This is a genomic window from Shewanella sp. M16 (assembly GCF_018224605.1).
Taxonomy (GTDB): Bacteria; Pseudomonadota; Gammaproteobacteria; order Enterobacterales; family Shewanellaceae; genus Shewanella; species Shewanella oncorhynchi.
Map to the genome: position 1 here is coordinate 62,561 of NZ_JAGTUL010000019.1, position 13,903 is coordinate 76,463.

Annotated in this window: 16 protein-coding genes; 1 reads left to right on the forward strand and 15 read right to left on the reverse strand. The window is 44.1% G+C overall.

Annotated elements, in window-relative coordinates; translation table 11 throughout:
* Positions 1–54: 54 nt before the first annotated feature.
* The 12 genes from KFE26_RS13965 to KFE26_RS14020 all read right to left on the reverse strand — a co-directional run bounded on the left by KFE26_RS13965 (position 55) and on the right by KFE26_RS14020 (position 10,628).
* Positions 55–282: a hypothetical protein gene (locus KFE26_RS13965; protein WP_212600762.1), complete on the reverse strand. Its 228-nt coding sequence runs from the start codon at positions 280–282 to the stop codon at positions 55–57.
* A 282-nt stretch (positions 283–564) separates the two neighbouring features.
* Positions 565–1,110 (reverse strand): DUF3833 domain-containing protein, encoded by a 546-nt coding sequence (locus KFE26_RS13970; protein WP_105251860.1) that lies wholly within the window; start codon positions 1,108–1,110, stop codon positions 565–567.
* Entirely contained in the window at positions 1,098–1,712 is a 615-nt protein-coding gene (locus tag KFE26_RS13975; protein ID WP_212600763.1) for a chalcone isomerase family protein, read from the reverse strand. The genes KFE26_RS13970 and KFE26_RS13975 overlap by 13 nt, the downstream gene beginning before the upstream one ends.
* 94 nt (positions 1,713–1,806) lie before the next feature.
* Positions 1,807–2,388: a DUF2878 domain-containing protein gene (locus KFE26_RS13980; RefSeq protein ID WP_212600764.1), complete on the reverse strand. Its 582-nt coding sequence runs from the start codon at positions 2,386–2,388 to the stop codon at positions 1,807–1,809.
* A 91-nt stretch (positions 2,389–2,479) separates the two neighbouring features.
* Positions 2,480–3,754, reverse strand: a complete 1,275-nt coding sequence (locus tag KFE26_RS13985) for a cyclopropane-fatty-acyl-phospholipid synthase family protein (protein WP_212600765.1) — start codon at positions 3,752–3,754, stop codon at positions 2,480–2,482.
* 1 nt (position 3,755) lies between these two features.
* Positions 3,756–4,580 carry a DUF1365 domain-containing protein gene (locus KFE26_RS13990; protein WP_212600766.1) on the reverse strand — a complete coding sequence of 275 codons (825 nt, stop codon included), beginning with the start codon at positions 4,578–4,580 and terminating at the stop codon, positions 3,756–3,758.
* A complete protein-coding gene (locus KFE26_RS13995; protein ID WP_113939406.1) occupies positions 4,577–5,827 on the reverse strand; it encodes an NAD(P)/FAD-dependent oxidoreductase in 1,251 nt (416 codons plus the stop codon). The genes KFE26_RS13990 and KFE26_RS13995 overlap by 4 nt, the downstream gene beginning before the upstream one ends.
* Positions 5,824–6,624, reverse strand: a complete 801-nt coding sequence (locus KFE26_RS14000) for an SDR family NAD(P)-dependent oxidoreductase (protein WP_212600767.1) — start codon at positions 6,622–6,624, stop codon at positions 5,824–5,826. The genes KFE26_RS13995 and KFE26_RS14000 overlap by 4 nt, the downstream gene beginning before the upstream one ends.
* The gene (locus KFE26_RS14005) at positions 6,624–7,070 is read right to left on the reverse strand and encodes a nuclear transport factor 2 family protein (RefSeq protein ID WP_212600768.1); all 447 of its coding nucleotides are present in this window, start codon (positions 7,068–7,070) and stop codon (positions 6,624–6,626) included. Before KFE26_RS14005 ends, KFE26_RS14000 begins: the two co-directional genes overlap by 1 nt.
* A 23-nt stretch (positions 7,071–7,093) precedes the next feature.
* Positions 7,094–8,596 (reverse strand): deoxyribodipyrimidine photo-lyase, encoded by a 1,503-nt coding sequence (gene phrB / locus KFE26_RS14010; RefSeq protein WP_212600769.1) that lies wholly within the window; start codon positions 8,594–8,596, stop codon positions 7,094–7,096.
* A complete protein-coding gene (locus KFE26_RS14015) occupies positions 8,583–9,614 on the reverse strand; it encodes a MerR family transcriptional regulator (RefSeq protein ID WP_212600770.1) in 1,032 nt (343 codons plus the stop codon). The genes phrB and KFE26_RS14015 overlap by 14 nt, the downstream gene beginning before the upstream one ends.
* A gap of 60 nt (positions 9,615–9,674) precedes the next feature.
* Entirely contained in the window at positions 9,675–10,628 is a 954-nt protein-coding gene (locus KFE26_RS14020) for a DUF523 and DUF1722 domain-containing protein (protein ID WP_107946875.1), read from the reverse strand.
* 273 nt (positions 10,629–10,901) lie between these two features.
* Between KFE26_RS14020 and KFE26_RS14025 the strand changes: the two genes are divergently transcribed.
* On the forward strand, positions 10,902–11,426 hold the full coding sequence (locus KFE26_RS14025) for a hypothetical protein (protein ID WP_131523634.1): 525 nt from the start codon (positions 10,902–10,904) through the stop codon (positions 11,424–11,426).
* 153 nt (positions 11,427–11,579) lie between these two features.
* Here the strand turns inward: KFE26_RS14025 and KFE26_RS14030 are convergent, their stop codons facing one another.
* The 3 genes from KFE26_RS14030 to KFE26_RS14040 are packed head-to-tail and all read right to left on the reverse strand — an operon-like array spanning position 11,580 to position 13,337.
* Entirely contained in the window at positions 11,580–11,864 is a 285-nt protein-coding gene (locus KFE26_RS14030) for a heavy-metal-associated domain-containing protein (RefSeq protein ID WP_212600771.1), read from the reverse strand.
* Complete coding sequence (locus tag KFE26_RS14035; RefSeq protein WP_049821785.1) at positions 11,861–12,178, reverse strand: hypothetical protein; 318 nt, start codon at positions 12,176–12,178, stop codon at positions 11,861–11,863. Before KFE26_RS14035 ends, KFE26_RS14030 begins: the two co-directional genes overlap by 4 nt.
* Positions 12,179–12,194: 16 nt before the next feature.
* The gene (locus KFE26_RS14040; protein ID WP_212600773.1) at positions 12,195–13,337 is read right to left on the reverse strand and encodes a transglutaminase-like domain-containing protein; all 1,143 of its coding nucleotides are present in this window, start codon (positions 13,335–13,337) and stop codon (positions 12,195–12,197) included.
* Between the last annotated feature and the right edge of the window lie 566 nt (positions 13,338–13,903).

Below are 13,903 nucleotides of genomic sequence, written 5' to 3' on the forward strand. Positions count from 1 at the left end.
ACTTGCTATTGATAGTTAAGTATTAAGGTTGCAGTGAGTTCCTAACACATTTTCTTATTTAAATTTAACTGGATACCTAGGTTTTAGAAAATCGGATTCTAACTGACCGTCTTTTCTCGCATCTCGAATACGACGTTCATTATCTTGCACCATAGGATCGCTTGCGGGTTGATGAGGATCGACTTGTTTCTCAGAATGATCCTCAAACTTAAAGTCAAAAGATGAACAAGCAGTTAACGACAGACTAAAAAATATTCCCCATAAAACAACGAGTTTATTCATCGACTACCCCCTATCTATTTAGACTTAGACTTAGACTTAGACTTAGACTTAAGTTCAGATTAATTAAATTTAAACAATAGGTTGCAATAACCTTACCCCCATATATCACTTATGCCACTAGCAAAAATGCCTAGCTGCAACTTTGGTTTGACTTCAACACTTTAATGCAGAAAAAAGGGGGTTATTAGCCAAGCTATACTGTTTAAGCCAATTTAAGTCTTAATCAACAGAGTTAATCCAAGACAAGCTGGGGTAAGCCAACTTAACTAAAAATTGCTGAGACTATTTTTGAATAACTAAAGTGACTTTAGCAACTGTGATGCCAAACTTAATAATATCGCTCTGATTTATAATGGTATTATCATTCACTAAGAACATCCAATCGTCGAAATGAACTTGATATTCCTCACCATCCACAGGCAATAACATATCGTATTTCCAACGTAGCGCACTGCCGCTAGATTGGCCATCGGCAGTACCGATAATGTCACCTGCAGTTCCTGAGTATCGCCCTTCCCCTAGTGCCTTGATGCGCCATACACGAGTTTGAGTTTCACCATCATCATACACAAACCATTCATTAATGACTCCCTCACTTCCCTGCCAACTGGCTTCCATAATGACATTGAATTTGCGGATTACTTTGCCACTAAAATCTTGTACGACCCCAGAGGCTTTTAATGGTCCATTAAAAAATGACTCCAAAACCAATGTCGGATGAGTATCTTTATAATCAGTCACTTCCACCGATGAACAACTCGACAACAGCCCTATCATTATTAAACCTAAAAATAACTTTCGGCCGACAAGCCGTTTCAACAATCGCATGGTTTTTCTCCGAGTAATTGCGCCCGCAAATCAGGACGACTAGTGGCTTTCGATAACCAAATCGCTAAAAATGCTTCAGCAAAATTAGCATCATGGATAATGTCGAGTGGTTGATGATTAAAGAAAAACTGACTCGTTTGTCCATCTATCACCTTAAAACTTAAATGATCGCCCTGCTTCACATCGGGCCAAGTCGCATTTAATAAACCCAACCAACGTTGGATATCATTTTCGGCAAACGCTAGATGCTTCCATTGATCTTTTGTCGCTTCGAGCAAATCCTCTGACTCAATATCTCGATAATATTCAATATCTAACAGCAGAGGATATTGCCCCTGTTGATAACGGCCATTTACCGTCATCAGTCTGGCCTTATACAAACTAAACCACAGCCAATCCATTTCTCCGCGGCCCACTTCCAGAAAAGTCTGCGTCACATCGGCGGCATCATTCAGTTCGATAGTAATGTTTTCAAAATCAGGCGTTTTCGCCTCTAACGCTTTTAAAGGTGCGGCCAATAAACTAAGGGCCAATAGACTTAAGCAGCTTGAATTCAAAAATGAAAAACCAAGATTTGGGCTACGATTACGAACTGACGACATGGGATCCCCCTTTTACTGCATGATGTCTTACAACAGGTACTTAACTAAAAACGGCATAATGACTTAACCGCGATCAATTCCTACAACTCAATAATTAACGCCCAAACACAGTAAAAGAACGCGCTTTAGTGCTTCGATTAAATCCATAGGGATTAGCAAGTTGGATTAAAAATGGCAGCAAGACTAGCCAAACCAAAAATAACACCACAGCAGAAATGACATTACCATAGGGCAAACTCACGGCATTAAATTGTGCGCCAGCCAAATAGCTTAACCCACCAAATACGCCCCCGAGTAACGCCTGAAATATCAGCGGTAAAGGTCGCATAAAGGCCAAACTATGATTCAGAGTCAAAGCAAAATGCAGCCACAGGCAACCAAGCCACCAAGGGAAAAGAGCAAACTCAAACACCCCTAAAACAGAGAGTACTGTATCTACGCCTATTCCTAAGGCTGCAACCTTTAGCATCAATAGCAAATCAACTTTGCGATACCCGGGCTTACTTAAGGAAGCTAGCAGGATAAAGTGAAATAATAACAAAGGGATAGTTAACAACAGAGAGGTGTTAAGCCAAAGTACACTAGACCACCATACAGCCTGAAAACTCAAGGCGTTATAGAGAATAAAGCCCTGATGTTTAAAAGGAACCCGAGAGTTAGCTAACATGGACTTCATCTTTGCCTCACTTTTATCTTGCTGCAAACAAAGCGGCTCATTCCAACGAAAATGGTTATTTCCACTAAAGTGACTGCTTAATCAAAACAAATTACGTCGCATTAGGGCTATGGCTTGGGAGATGATGGCTAGCAATGCGATAGTCCGGACGCACAGCCACTAAATGCACTGTGCTTGTGGTACGTTCTAAAAATCCACCTTCACAATAACTTAGGTAAAATTTCCACATCCGAATAAAATCATCGCCATAACCTAAAGCTTGGATTTCGCCTATCGCATGATCAAAATTCTCATGCCAATGTTTTAAGGTTTTAGCGTAATCGAGCCCCATATCATTGAGCGACCAGACCACCATGTCCGTCTGTTTGGCAATGTGACCGACCATTTGGCTCACTGAGGGTAAGCAGCCACCGGGGAAAATATAACGCTGAATAAAATCCACACTTTTGCGATAACTGTCGTAACGTTGATCGGCAATCGTTATCGCCTGTAGCAGCATGCGCCCATTGGGTTTTAACAATGTTTCCAGCTTTTTAAAGAAGCCTGGTAAATACTCATGCCCCACAGCTTCAATCATCTCGATAGAAACAACCGTGTCGTATTCCCCAGTGAGATTGCGATAGTCCTCTGTCAGCAGCGTCACTTTATCGCTTAGCCCTTCGCGTTCGACACGGGCTTTGGTATAGGCGTATTGCGCATCTGAAATCGTTGTTGTTGTCACGTGCACGCCATAATGCTTAGCCGCATAAATAGCCAGCGCGCCCCAGCCAGTACCAATCTCAAGCAAGGTTTGACCCGGCTGTAAATCCAGCCGCTCACAAATAGTCATCAGCTTAAACAACTGCGCTTCCTGCAAACTGGCTTCCTCATGGGGATAAAGCGCGCTCGAATACAACATTTCACGGTCGAGGAATTGCTCATACATAGCATTACCCAAATCATAGTGAGCGAGAATATTCCGCTTTGAGCCCTCTTGAGAATTGCGATTCAGCACATGCTTCACACGGTTTATCGTGCCGGTTAACCAAGAGAATTTGGCTTCAATCTTATCGAGTAAGGCTAAATTACGGGCAAACAGTTGTACGACTTTGGTGAGATCAGGGCTCGTCCAATGGCCTTGAATATAACCTTCACCCGCACCAATGGAGCCTGAAAGCATGATTTGACGATAAAAACTCGGGTGTTTAACCACAAGCGTGGCGTGCAAGTCGGTATGACTCTCACCAAAACGATAACTCTTGTCGCCCTCAACCAAGGTCAAGCAGCCATGTGGGAGACTTTCAAGCGCCTTAAGCAAGACTTTACGCGCAATACTGTCGGGCAGTTTCCCTGTGGTGACTGAGGTTTGCGAAGCCGTATTTTCCATGTTATTTCTCCATCTGAGCTGGATGCGGCACAAAGGGCACACGTTTAAAAAAGAGTTTTAGCGCTTGCCAATAAATCCCGAAGAAAATATTGAGAGTCATAAAAGGGAAGCGAAACAAAAGCGTCCGTAAATTGGCCGCCGTTATCGGTTGGCGTTTCATCACTAAATTGGCATTAAACAGTTTTTTGCCATTCTCTTGCATCGACTTGTTTTCAATACCGATGTTTAAGTCTTCACTCGGCGCAGACACATGCCAGAGATAACGCATATCGAGAGTCATAAAGGGAGACACGTGAAACACTTTGTCAGAAGGTTTGGGCGCGGCTAAATCGACTAAATAGCAATGGCGCTGATCCCAAGGCGTGTTACTCACCTCGGCCAACATGTATAAAGGCGTTTGATCTTGATAACAAAAGTAGAAATTTACTGGGCTAAAATACACGCCAAAATGGCGGATCTGACCCACAAACAAAACTCGATCGCACAGTTTATCTGCGCCTAACGCTGCCACTTGAGTCAATACGCGACTCTTAAGTGCAGCTGCGCTCGGATCAACAACAGCCACTTCACCGCTGTCATTGGATTTAGTCGTAAAAGAAGTTAAATAGTCTTTAGGATTGAATCTCAGTAAAGCGCGGCGCTGGCTGGCAAAAACTCGCCCCATGGCACTGATCTTATCGACTTCATCTAAATCAATCGCCAACAGCGCCATGGCATAACTAAAGCTATGTTTAATCGGTGTAAAACGGCTGTGGGATACAGTGCCGTAATAAATACCGCTATTGAGCTCTGTCATATTTAGACCTGTCACATTTAAACCTGTCATAGGCTGACACCAAAATGGGCACACACATCAAGTGCACTGCGAACGCCATCTTCATGGAAACCATTGTGCCAATAGGCGCCAGCAAAATGGGTATGATTTTGCCCAGATATTTCCTCACGGCGGCCCTGAGCCTTAAGACTGGCTTCGTTAAACACTGGGTGGGCATAATTGAAGCGGCGTATCACTTTCGACTCATCAATCAACTCTGACTGATTCAAGGTGACACAAAAGGTCGGCGCATTGGCTGGCAACTGTTGCAGTATGTTCATGTTGTAAGTCACTGACGCTGGACGTTTTAGGTTACCATCTAATCGATAGTTCCAACTCGCCCAAGCGGCTTTTCGCTTCGGTAAAATACGCGTATCCATATGCAGCACCACATCGTTATTCTGGTAGCTGAGGTCGCCTAAAATGGCGCGTTCTGTTGGCGTAGGATCGTTTAACATCCGCAGTGCTTGGTCGCTATGACAGGCTAAAATCACCTCATCAAATTCCAACCATTCACCGTGGACTTGTAACTTCACCCCATTGCCATGGCGTTCAATACCTGTCACAGGTGAGTTAAGGCGGATATTGTCTTTAAAGGGCGCAATAAGATCAGGAATATAGCTACGCGAGCCACCCTTTAGCACATACCACTGGGGTCTATCACTGACATTCAATAAACCATGGTGCTGGAAGAAACGAATAAAAAACTTCAACGAAAACGCGCGCATATCTTCTATGCTCGAAGACCAAATCGCCGCACCCATGGGCAAAATGTAATGTTCAGCGAAAAATGGTGAGAAGTGTTCACTGTCTAAATAATCACCTAAGTTACCTTCGGGATAAATATCCTGTTGATAGAGTGCCTTACAGCCTTTATTGAAGCGCAATATTTCTTTTAAAAAAGCCCAAAAGCGTGGATTCAGGAGGTTACGCTTTTGGGCAAACAAACTGCCTAAATTGTGGCCGTTGTATTCAAGCCCAGTCAGAGCATTGTGCACGCTAAAACTCATCTCAGTCGGTAATATGGTGACATTAAGGCGAGCCAATAAACGTTCAAATCGTGGATACGTTCTGTCATTAAACACGATGAAACCTGTGTCTATAGCGTAGGTTTGCCCTTGATGCTCCACATCGACTGTCGCCGTGTGGCCGCCGATATAGTCATTGGCCTCAAACACTGTAACCCTGTGCGACTCACTTAATAGATGGCCACAGGTTAATCCAGAAATGCCGGTGCCGACGATGGCGATATTTTTCATAAACTCTTGTCCTTTAGCGGCTTGGCTTGAGTATCGTTTGCAATCATTTTTTGCCACACAAAGGCAGGTAAAAACGACATCAACTTCAATAGATAAGTAAAGCGTCGCGGAAAATGAATCTCGCGCTTGCCACCTTTCAGCCCATTACGTATCGCCTTAGAAGCGGTTTGTACACTCACTTGCATTGGCATAGAAAAATCATTTTTTGCGGTCAGTGGTGTCGCCACAAAACCAGGGCAAATCAAGCTCACGCCTATGTCGTTCTTGGCAAGATCGAGCGCAAGACTCGAGGCTAAATACTGCACGCCGGCTTTAGAGGCGCCGTAAGCTTCAGCGCGAGGGAAAGGTAAATAAATAGCACTAGAACTCATTAAGCCAATACGTGAACCCCTTGGCATTAAAGGTAAAAATGCCCCGAGGCAATATCCCATTGCAATTAGATTGGTATGGATAACGCGCTCGAACAACACATCATCGAAAGCCTTAGCATCATCAATATATTCACAACTGCCCGCATTCAAAATGACCAAATCGAGCTGAGAATCTGTTTTCGCCAATAGCTCAGCTACATTTTGGCCAGCTTGTTGAACTTGGTCGCGCTGGGATATATCAAAAATTAACAACGTAGCACCGACTAGTTCATTCAAGGCTAACGCCTCTAACCTTTGCAGCGAGCGGCCACAGGCAATGACGTGCCAACCTAAGGACAAATAATCCTGCGCCAGTTGCAACCCAATGCCTGAGCTTGCACCTGTAATCAGCACTGTATTTATTTTCATCGGCTTAACAGCGTCCATTACTTTGCCGCCCTGTCTTTGAGCAAGCGGATAAGGCCGCCCATACAAGGCAAATGCTCATACAACATTTGCCCTAAGTCGAAGTAATCCCTGTGAAAATAAATCTTGTCGTTGAATTTAAGTTGGCTCATGCCATCAACACGGATAAGTCCGCCTTTATTCAACTTAGGGTGGCTATATTCCATCTGCCAAAACAGCGCGGCTTGGTTCGCATCCTGCTGCACTTCTTTGATCTCAAACTGAATATGCTTAACATTCTTATATAACTTCGCGAAGTACTGAGTTAACGACGCTAGCCCTGTGATTTGATGCATAGGATCGGTAAAACTAATATTGTCGTCGTAAACCTGAGCTAACAGATGCAAATTATCTTTATTCAAAGCTTGATAAAGCTGAATAAAATCATCAACAAGCGTATTAGTCTCAGTCGTCGCTTGGTTTCTCATCTTGTTATTGCTCCTGATCCTATTTATTGGGCCGCGGCCTTTTTCAATACGCCTAATACGGTTAATGCCCTTGCTCTTGCTGCACTGTGCTCGACAATCGCACTTGGATAAGCCGTTTTAGTGTTGAATAACGGCTGTTCAAACAAGGACGGTGTCTGCGCTGTACTCGGTTGATGTAATTGCTTAATTCCCCAAGATGCGAGCTCTGGTAAATACTTACGGATAAAGCTGCCATCTGGATCAAATTTTTCACTCTGGCTTATTGGATTAAAAATACGGAAATAAGGCTGAGCATCGCAGCCACAACCCGCAGACCACTGCCAGCCGCCATTATTCGCGGCTAAGTCACCATCAATCAGTTTTTGGCGGAAATAGCGCTCGCCCCAGCGCCAGTCAATCAGCAGATGTTTAGTCAGGAAACTCGCCACCACCATACGCAGCCGATTGTGCATCCAACCCGTTTGATTGAGTTGGCGCATAGCCGCATCCACAATCGGATAGCCAGTACGACCTTCACACCAAGCAGCAAACTCCTGCGGGTTATTGCGCCACTGCACATGGTCGGCTTGACGATTGAAATTGTGATTCTTAGATAAATCGGGAAATGCCACCAGCAAATGACGGTAAAACTCACGCCAAGTAAGCTCATTTAACCAAGTACGAGCAGGGCTAGTGTCGTCGACAATCACCTCAGGGAATTGATGCAGCAGCGCGGCAACGCATTGTCTTGGGCTCACCACACCAATGGCCAGATAGGGTGAAATTGAACTAGTGCCATCAATGGCGGGGAAATCCCTATCTTGCTTATAATCCTGCACTTTCTGCTGAATAAATGCGCAGAGCAAACGCTTTGCCTGCCCTTCTCCCGCAGCCCAAAGTTCACTCGACACTTTAGTGACATTGTTAAACAAAAGCGGCTTTGGCTCGGCCAACACAGGTCCAAGTGGCGCCGGAACTGGAAGCGGCAAAATGGCATAGCGGGCGGCAATTTCTCGCCACTTACGGCTAAAAGGAGTGAAAACCTTGTACATGTCGCCGGACAAATTCAGCACAGTGCCCGGCTTAAGCAAACAATGCTCATCGGTTAACACCAGAGGAATCCCCGATTGAATACAGGCTTGGTCGCGCTGTTGCTCGTTAGTCTCAGGCTCGCAACCAGCAAACACTCGACCAATCCCCTGTTGCTGGCAATAGTGACCGATAAACTCAGGTACATCAGCAAAGGTATCTAACTGAATTAACTCGAATCCAATACCAAGACTCGCCAGCCCTTGGGTAAGTAAATTGATATGACGTTCGATAAAATCCAGCTGAATGGGTGCAACGTCATGGCGCTGCCACTGGGTTGGCGTAGCGATATAAATCGCCTTAAGTGCCACGCCATTCTCCCGCGCCCAATCGCAAGCGGCGGTTAATGCCTGATTATCGGCAAGGCGTAAATCTTGGCGAAACCACATCAGTGCATTATTGCCCTGCACTTTTATTGGAATTGAATCTATTGGCATTGAATCGTTAGCTAATGTCATTGTTTTTCTCGCTATTTATCTGCTCGCTTTGATTCACAGTATTCATCTTTCCACTGTGCTTACGACTTCTATTCACCTTCCCCGCTAAACGAGATGGTATTTTCCCAATCAAGTCCGTCGTCGAAGACGCCAAAAAAGCAGATAAAAAGCTTAACGTTGGCGCAAAAGGCCCCATAAACCAGCATGAGAAAGTCATTTGTTCCAATACAGTCAGCATTTCAGTCTGTTCAGAACCCGAATGATTTGAGTCGGGAATAAGCAAAAGTGCATCGACGTTAAGCCTGCCTCGTAGCAAAGGTAAACTGCCCATGGCTTGCTCGCCAAGATCAATAACCGATACCCGCAGCGACGCTAACTCGAGCGATAGAAGTAGAGAAAACAAAATGTTAGTGCGGGTGGAATGAAGCGAGGTATGTACCCCACGGGATAGACTCACCACAGCGATTCTCGCCGTCACGGCCTGCCCATTAAAGGCATGACGTCCACCCACTCGGTTAAGTAACTCGCTCTTTAACCAAGCAATAATTAACTCGGCATCGAGCCGCTCATTCACTAAGTCCTCGAGTTGATTAAGCCAAGGTTGTAGCAACTTTTCTTTCACCAATTGGAAAGGATATAAGCCAAATGCATCATCTAATATCTGCTGTAATTTGTGCTGATTGAAATCGAATAATGCCGTATTGAGCGCAGTGACTTGCTCGCACCATAAATCAATGGCTTGAGTTTGAACTATTTCTGTAAATGAAGATTTAGCAGCACTCATCAGCAAAGGTTTAACCTTACTGATCGCAACACCTTTAGCTAGCCATGCATTAATCTCATGGATTTCTTGGATATTTTCACTCGTATATAATCTGTGTCCCTTGGGTGTACGTGCAGGGATCACTAAGCCAAAACGGCGCTGCCATGCCCTTAAGGTAACGGCATTCACGCCCGTTAAGGCCGACACTTCACCGATGGGGAGTAATATCTCACCATTGGGTTCTGTGTGGGCCGTGTTCTCTATAGTTTGTTTCATATTTCAGTAATAACTCACTAAATCAAAAGCTAAAATCAACTGAATGCGATTAGGTAAAGGTTAATAGGCATAGCGCAGCTTTAACGCCTCAGGATGAGGGTTTAAGTACACTTGCTCTTCAATATAAGGTGTTGGAAATTCGCGTAAATAATGGTTAATGAGCGTGATAGGTACTAATAACGGCAATAGACCTTGGCGATATTTCATAATCGCTTCAGACAGTTCTGTCTTTTGCTCTTTGCTCAAATGCTTTTTAAAGTACCCCTGAATATGCTGCAGCGTACTGGTATGATTTTTACGGGTCGCATTAATTTTCAGCGCCGTCATAAAACCTTCAAAGTAGCGGGTCGCGCTTTGCTCAAGATCCTCAATATTGGCCACTATCGGACCAAGCTCGCGATACCATGTCGGGCTGTGTGCCATTAATAGGTATTTATAGCGGGAATGAAACTTCACTAACTTATGCTTAGTCAGCCCTTCATGTTTCATCAGGTGCCAATCGTGATAGGCATAAACGCGGGTGAAAAAGTTCTCCCGCAGCACCATGTCATGCAAGCGGCCTTCTTCTTCCACGGGCAATAGTGGATATCGTTCCATCAACTTGCGAGCAAATACACCAATGCCAGACTTAGAACCATTGTTAGTGCCAATTTTATACTCTGTTACCCGCTCCATGCCGCAGGTTGGCGACTTAGCGCAAAGTAAGTATCCTCCGAGGAAATCGAGCTCTTCAACCTTGTTTTCGCTGTATTCATTGAGCTTATCGGTCACATCTAAGCTACCGTCACCACTCTGAACTAAGATGGTTTCCCCATCACGGACTAGTCGGATACTTTTCCGGGGTGCACCTAAGCCAATCGCCATTTCAGGACAGATGGGCACATAATCGAAAAATTGCTTAATCTCTTGATTACAATAGGTCGAATTTTTATGTCCGCCATCAAAACGAACTTTCTCCCCCAATAGACAAGCGCTGATCCCAATCTGAATTCGCTGCGGGTTAAACTTGTACATAAGTCGACTCCTTGTATCACTATGTCTTTAATTACGGACCATAGTTGTACAAGGATCAAGTTTTTGTATAAATATTTTTTAAAAGTATCGTTTAACAGTGACTGCTGATAAATCAACCACAAATAAACCTAACTTGGCCTATAACTTGCTAATTCAAATTGCAAAGTTGTCATCAGATAATATTGAAACGTCCAGCAACACCCATTAGTTAACCGCTCAACATTTTAAACCGCAGGTGGCCAAGGGACAGATTCATATATAAAGGAGTCGGATATGAGCACAATTAACCCTAATAGTTATACCAATACCTTTGCGAAAAGTTATGCCAATGTGCCACTCAAGCAAGTCGAGCCGAGCACAAATGGCCTAGGAACTCGTGCAAATTCAATGACGGCGACGAATCTAACATCATCAATAAGCCAAGATACTGTAACGCTCTCCTCTGCAGCATCGGTAACGACTGCCGATACCTATAGCCATCTGGCCCCTAACGCTAAACAAGGCTACACGGGTAATCTGCAAGCCATTGCAGGCACGCCTGAACCAGACAAAAGCATCAACAGGTTGGACAAAGCCATGCAGGCTATTTTAGATAACCGTACAGGAGTCGATAGGGATAAAATTAATAAGATAGATGAAGAAATGGCGAAGGTTGCAGCCGATGAAAATCTATCTGAAGAACAAAAAGCCAAGCAACTAGAATTACTGCAAGCGCAAAAATTGGATCTGATTAAGGAATCATCGGAGAAAAATGAAGAGCGGCAACGTCGTATCGAGCCCGAGGTGTATTACAGCTAACGAAGAAATGACCCGCAAAGGAAAAAATAGACAGTGAAGGAAGTAACAGGTGGGATACAGAGTATATTTTCTCGGTGAAATATCAGTCTAATCATTTAAAACTAGACTGATATTTTATAATGTCGCTCAATCCGTTACTAAAGACACCGACGCTTAGGATTGTTTTTCTACCTTATTAATACTGCCCTTATACCCAGTTTCGTCGACCGCCTTAAGCAAACTATCTAGATTAAAATCCTCTGGCACTGTCACTAAGGCTTGCTCCGTTTTTAACGAAGCCTTGGCCTTAATCACCCCATCGGTTTTACGCAGCGCTTTATTCACGACAGTGACACACAGCGGACAAGTCATGCCCTTAACATCTAAGGTGACCAGCACGTTTGCCGCCCAGCTCGACACTGAACACAGACTTAAGGCGAGAAATAACACTAACTTCATTCAAGCACCTCTAATAACCAAGGTAATACAAAAGGATATGACTGAAATGCCAGCACAACAGGTACAGTTAACCAGTACAGCCACAGCATCTGAGTACGACTCAACGTCGCTGTACACAGTGGCTTTTTAGCAAAATAGAGCCGCCAAAATCCCATCAGAATCAGCCCAGTCGACAGTATCAACATGGGCACTTGCAGCCAGCTCAGTTGCTCAATCCCCGACAGACTTGCGGCCGACACCCCGAACACCAGATAAATAAGCGGTGCAATACAGCATAGGCTTGAAGCAACCGCAGCAACCACTGCGGCGGCCATAGTCGCGAAGAGGCCCTTAGCGTTGTTCGGTTGACTGGTAGTCATAGGCAAACACTTTAGGCTCATAATAGTTCACGGGATCGCCATCAACTTCGGCATACGGGTAGCCAAAATTATTCAGTGGTGTCTGTTCGGCTGTAGGGAATAAATCAAAGTCGCGGCCATAGTTAAAGCCAACCCAGTTCATTTCCCAATTGCCAAAGAGGTAATCATTCACGGCCTGAACTGCGGGATCGTTGTGTTCTTTTTTCTCCGTCAAACGCATTTTTGTCACATCGGCAGGATCGGCTGGCAACCAACCATAACCCGCTAAATAGAACATAGCGCGACAATGTTGACCACCACTGACATCGGCAACCCCTTTGTCATCGGCACTACCAAAGGCCTTTTTAGAGTATTCGCCCATCTTGATCGCCTGACCTAAGCGAATCCCAAACATCTCACGTGCAGGGATCCCCACTGCGCGCATTAGCGCCACAAATACTGAGTTAATATCGGTACACTTACCGCCTAACTTGCCACTTTCGAGGATACTTGCTACATCACCCGTACCACAACCAATCACGCTATTATCGCGGAACATATTAGCGCTAACCCAAAGATAAATCAGTCGTGCTTGCTTCAGTGGTTCAGTCTCGCTGCCAACGATCTTATCTGCTGTTTGCTTCACAATACCATTAATCGGCATGTGTTTAGTCGGCAGCAAATAACGTTCAACATCTGCAGGATAATGTATCTGCTCTGGGGTGCGGTAATGGGTTAAGGCGCCGCTTTTAACGGGTTCCCAATCTATCGTTTCAATATCAAGCTCAACCGTTATTGTCATGTTCGCTTTGGCATCGGGCCAAGTCGCAAACAGGGTTTTGGTGCCATAACTGTTGTTTGAGCTGATATAGGCGTCTTTAAAACTGCCCGTAAAATTCAACTTACTTACCCGTTGGAATTGCGTGTCTTCAGGTAAAGGGAGCCACAACTTAACCACACCCTCAGAGCCTTCAGGAGCAACAAGATGGTAAGTGTTGGTTAAGGTAAAACGGCGGCGTCCATCGCTTGAGCTATGTTTAACCACACTCGATTTAGAGGAAGATGCCAGTACTGGCGTGATAAAACCCGCAGTCGACAAAATAGCCGCACTTTTTAAAAAATTGCGTCTTTGCATTATGACATTCCTTTTATTGGATCATTTTTAGGAAGAAGAGAAACTCAACATAAGAGAGCAAGATTATAGGTGCTATAGCACTGTGCAGCAATCAAGCCGCTAACCATACAGTATAAAACCACGACATCGGAGAAAAAGACTCAGTAAAATATGCTACAGCGCTGGCATACTCACGAAATAGAATAAATATCGACATTAACTTAACAAGCATAATCAATGATAGATTTAGAGCATTTTTATGTAAAAAAACCAATTTTAGTTTAATAAAAAAAGTATCAATTGCGTTATTTTTATAATCTAAAGGCTAAGTAACAACCATATTTAGCTTTGGCTAATATTGTTAATAAAGATAATTATCTCACCACTTTTCACTCAAGCTTTGAGTCTCTCATTTAGCAAAATCAGTAATATTCTTTGGCAAATTTTCGAAACAGTTTTCAGGGAGATCACAGTCTCACCTGAACAGTTTAATGGGTATGGCTGAGTAATCATTCCAAATTTAGAATATTGAACTTACAGTTTTGACTTAAGTTAGCTCGAATTACCTAACGCTTTTTACTCATAAA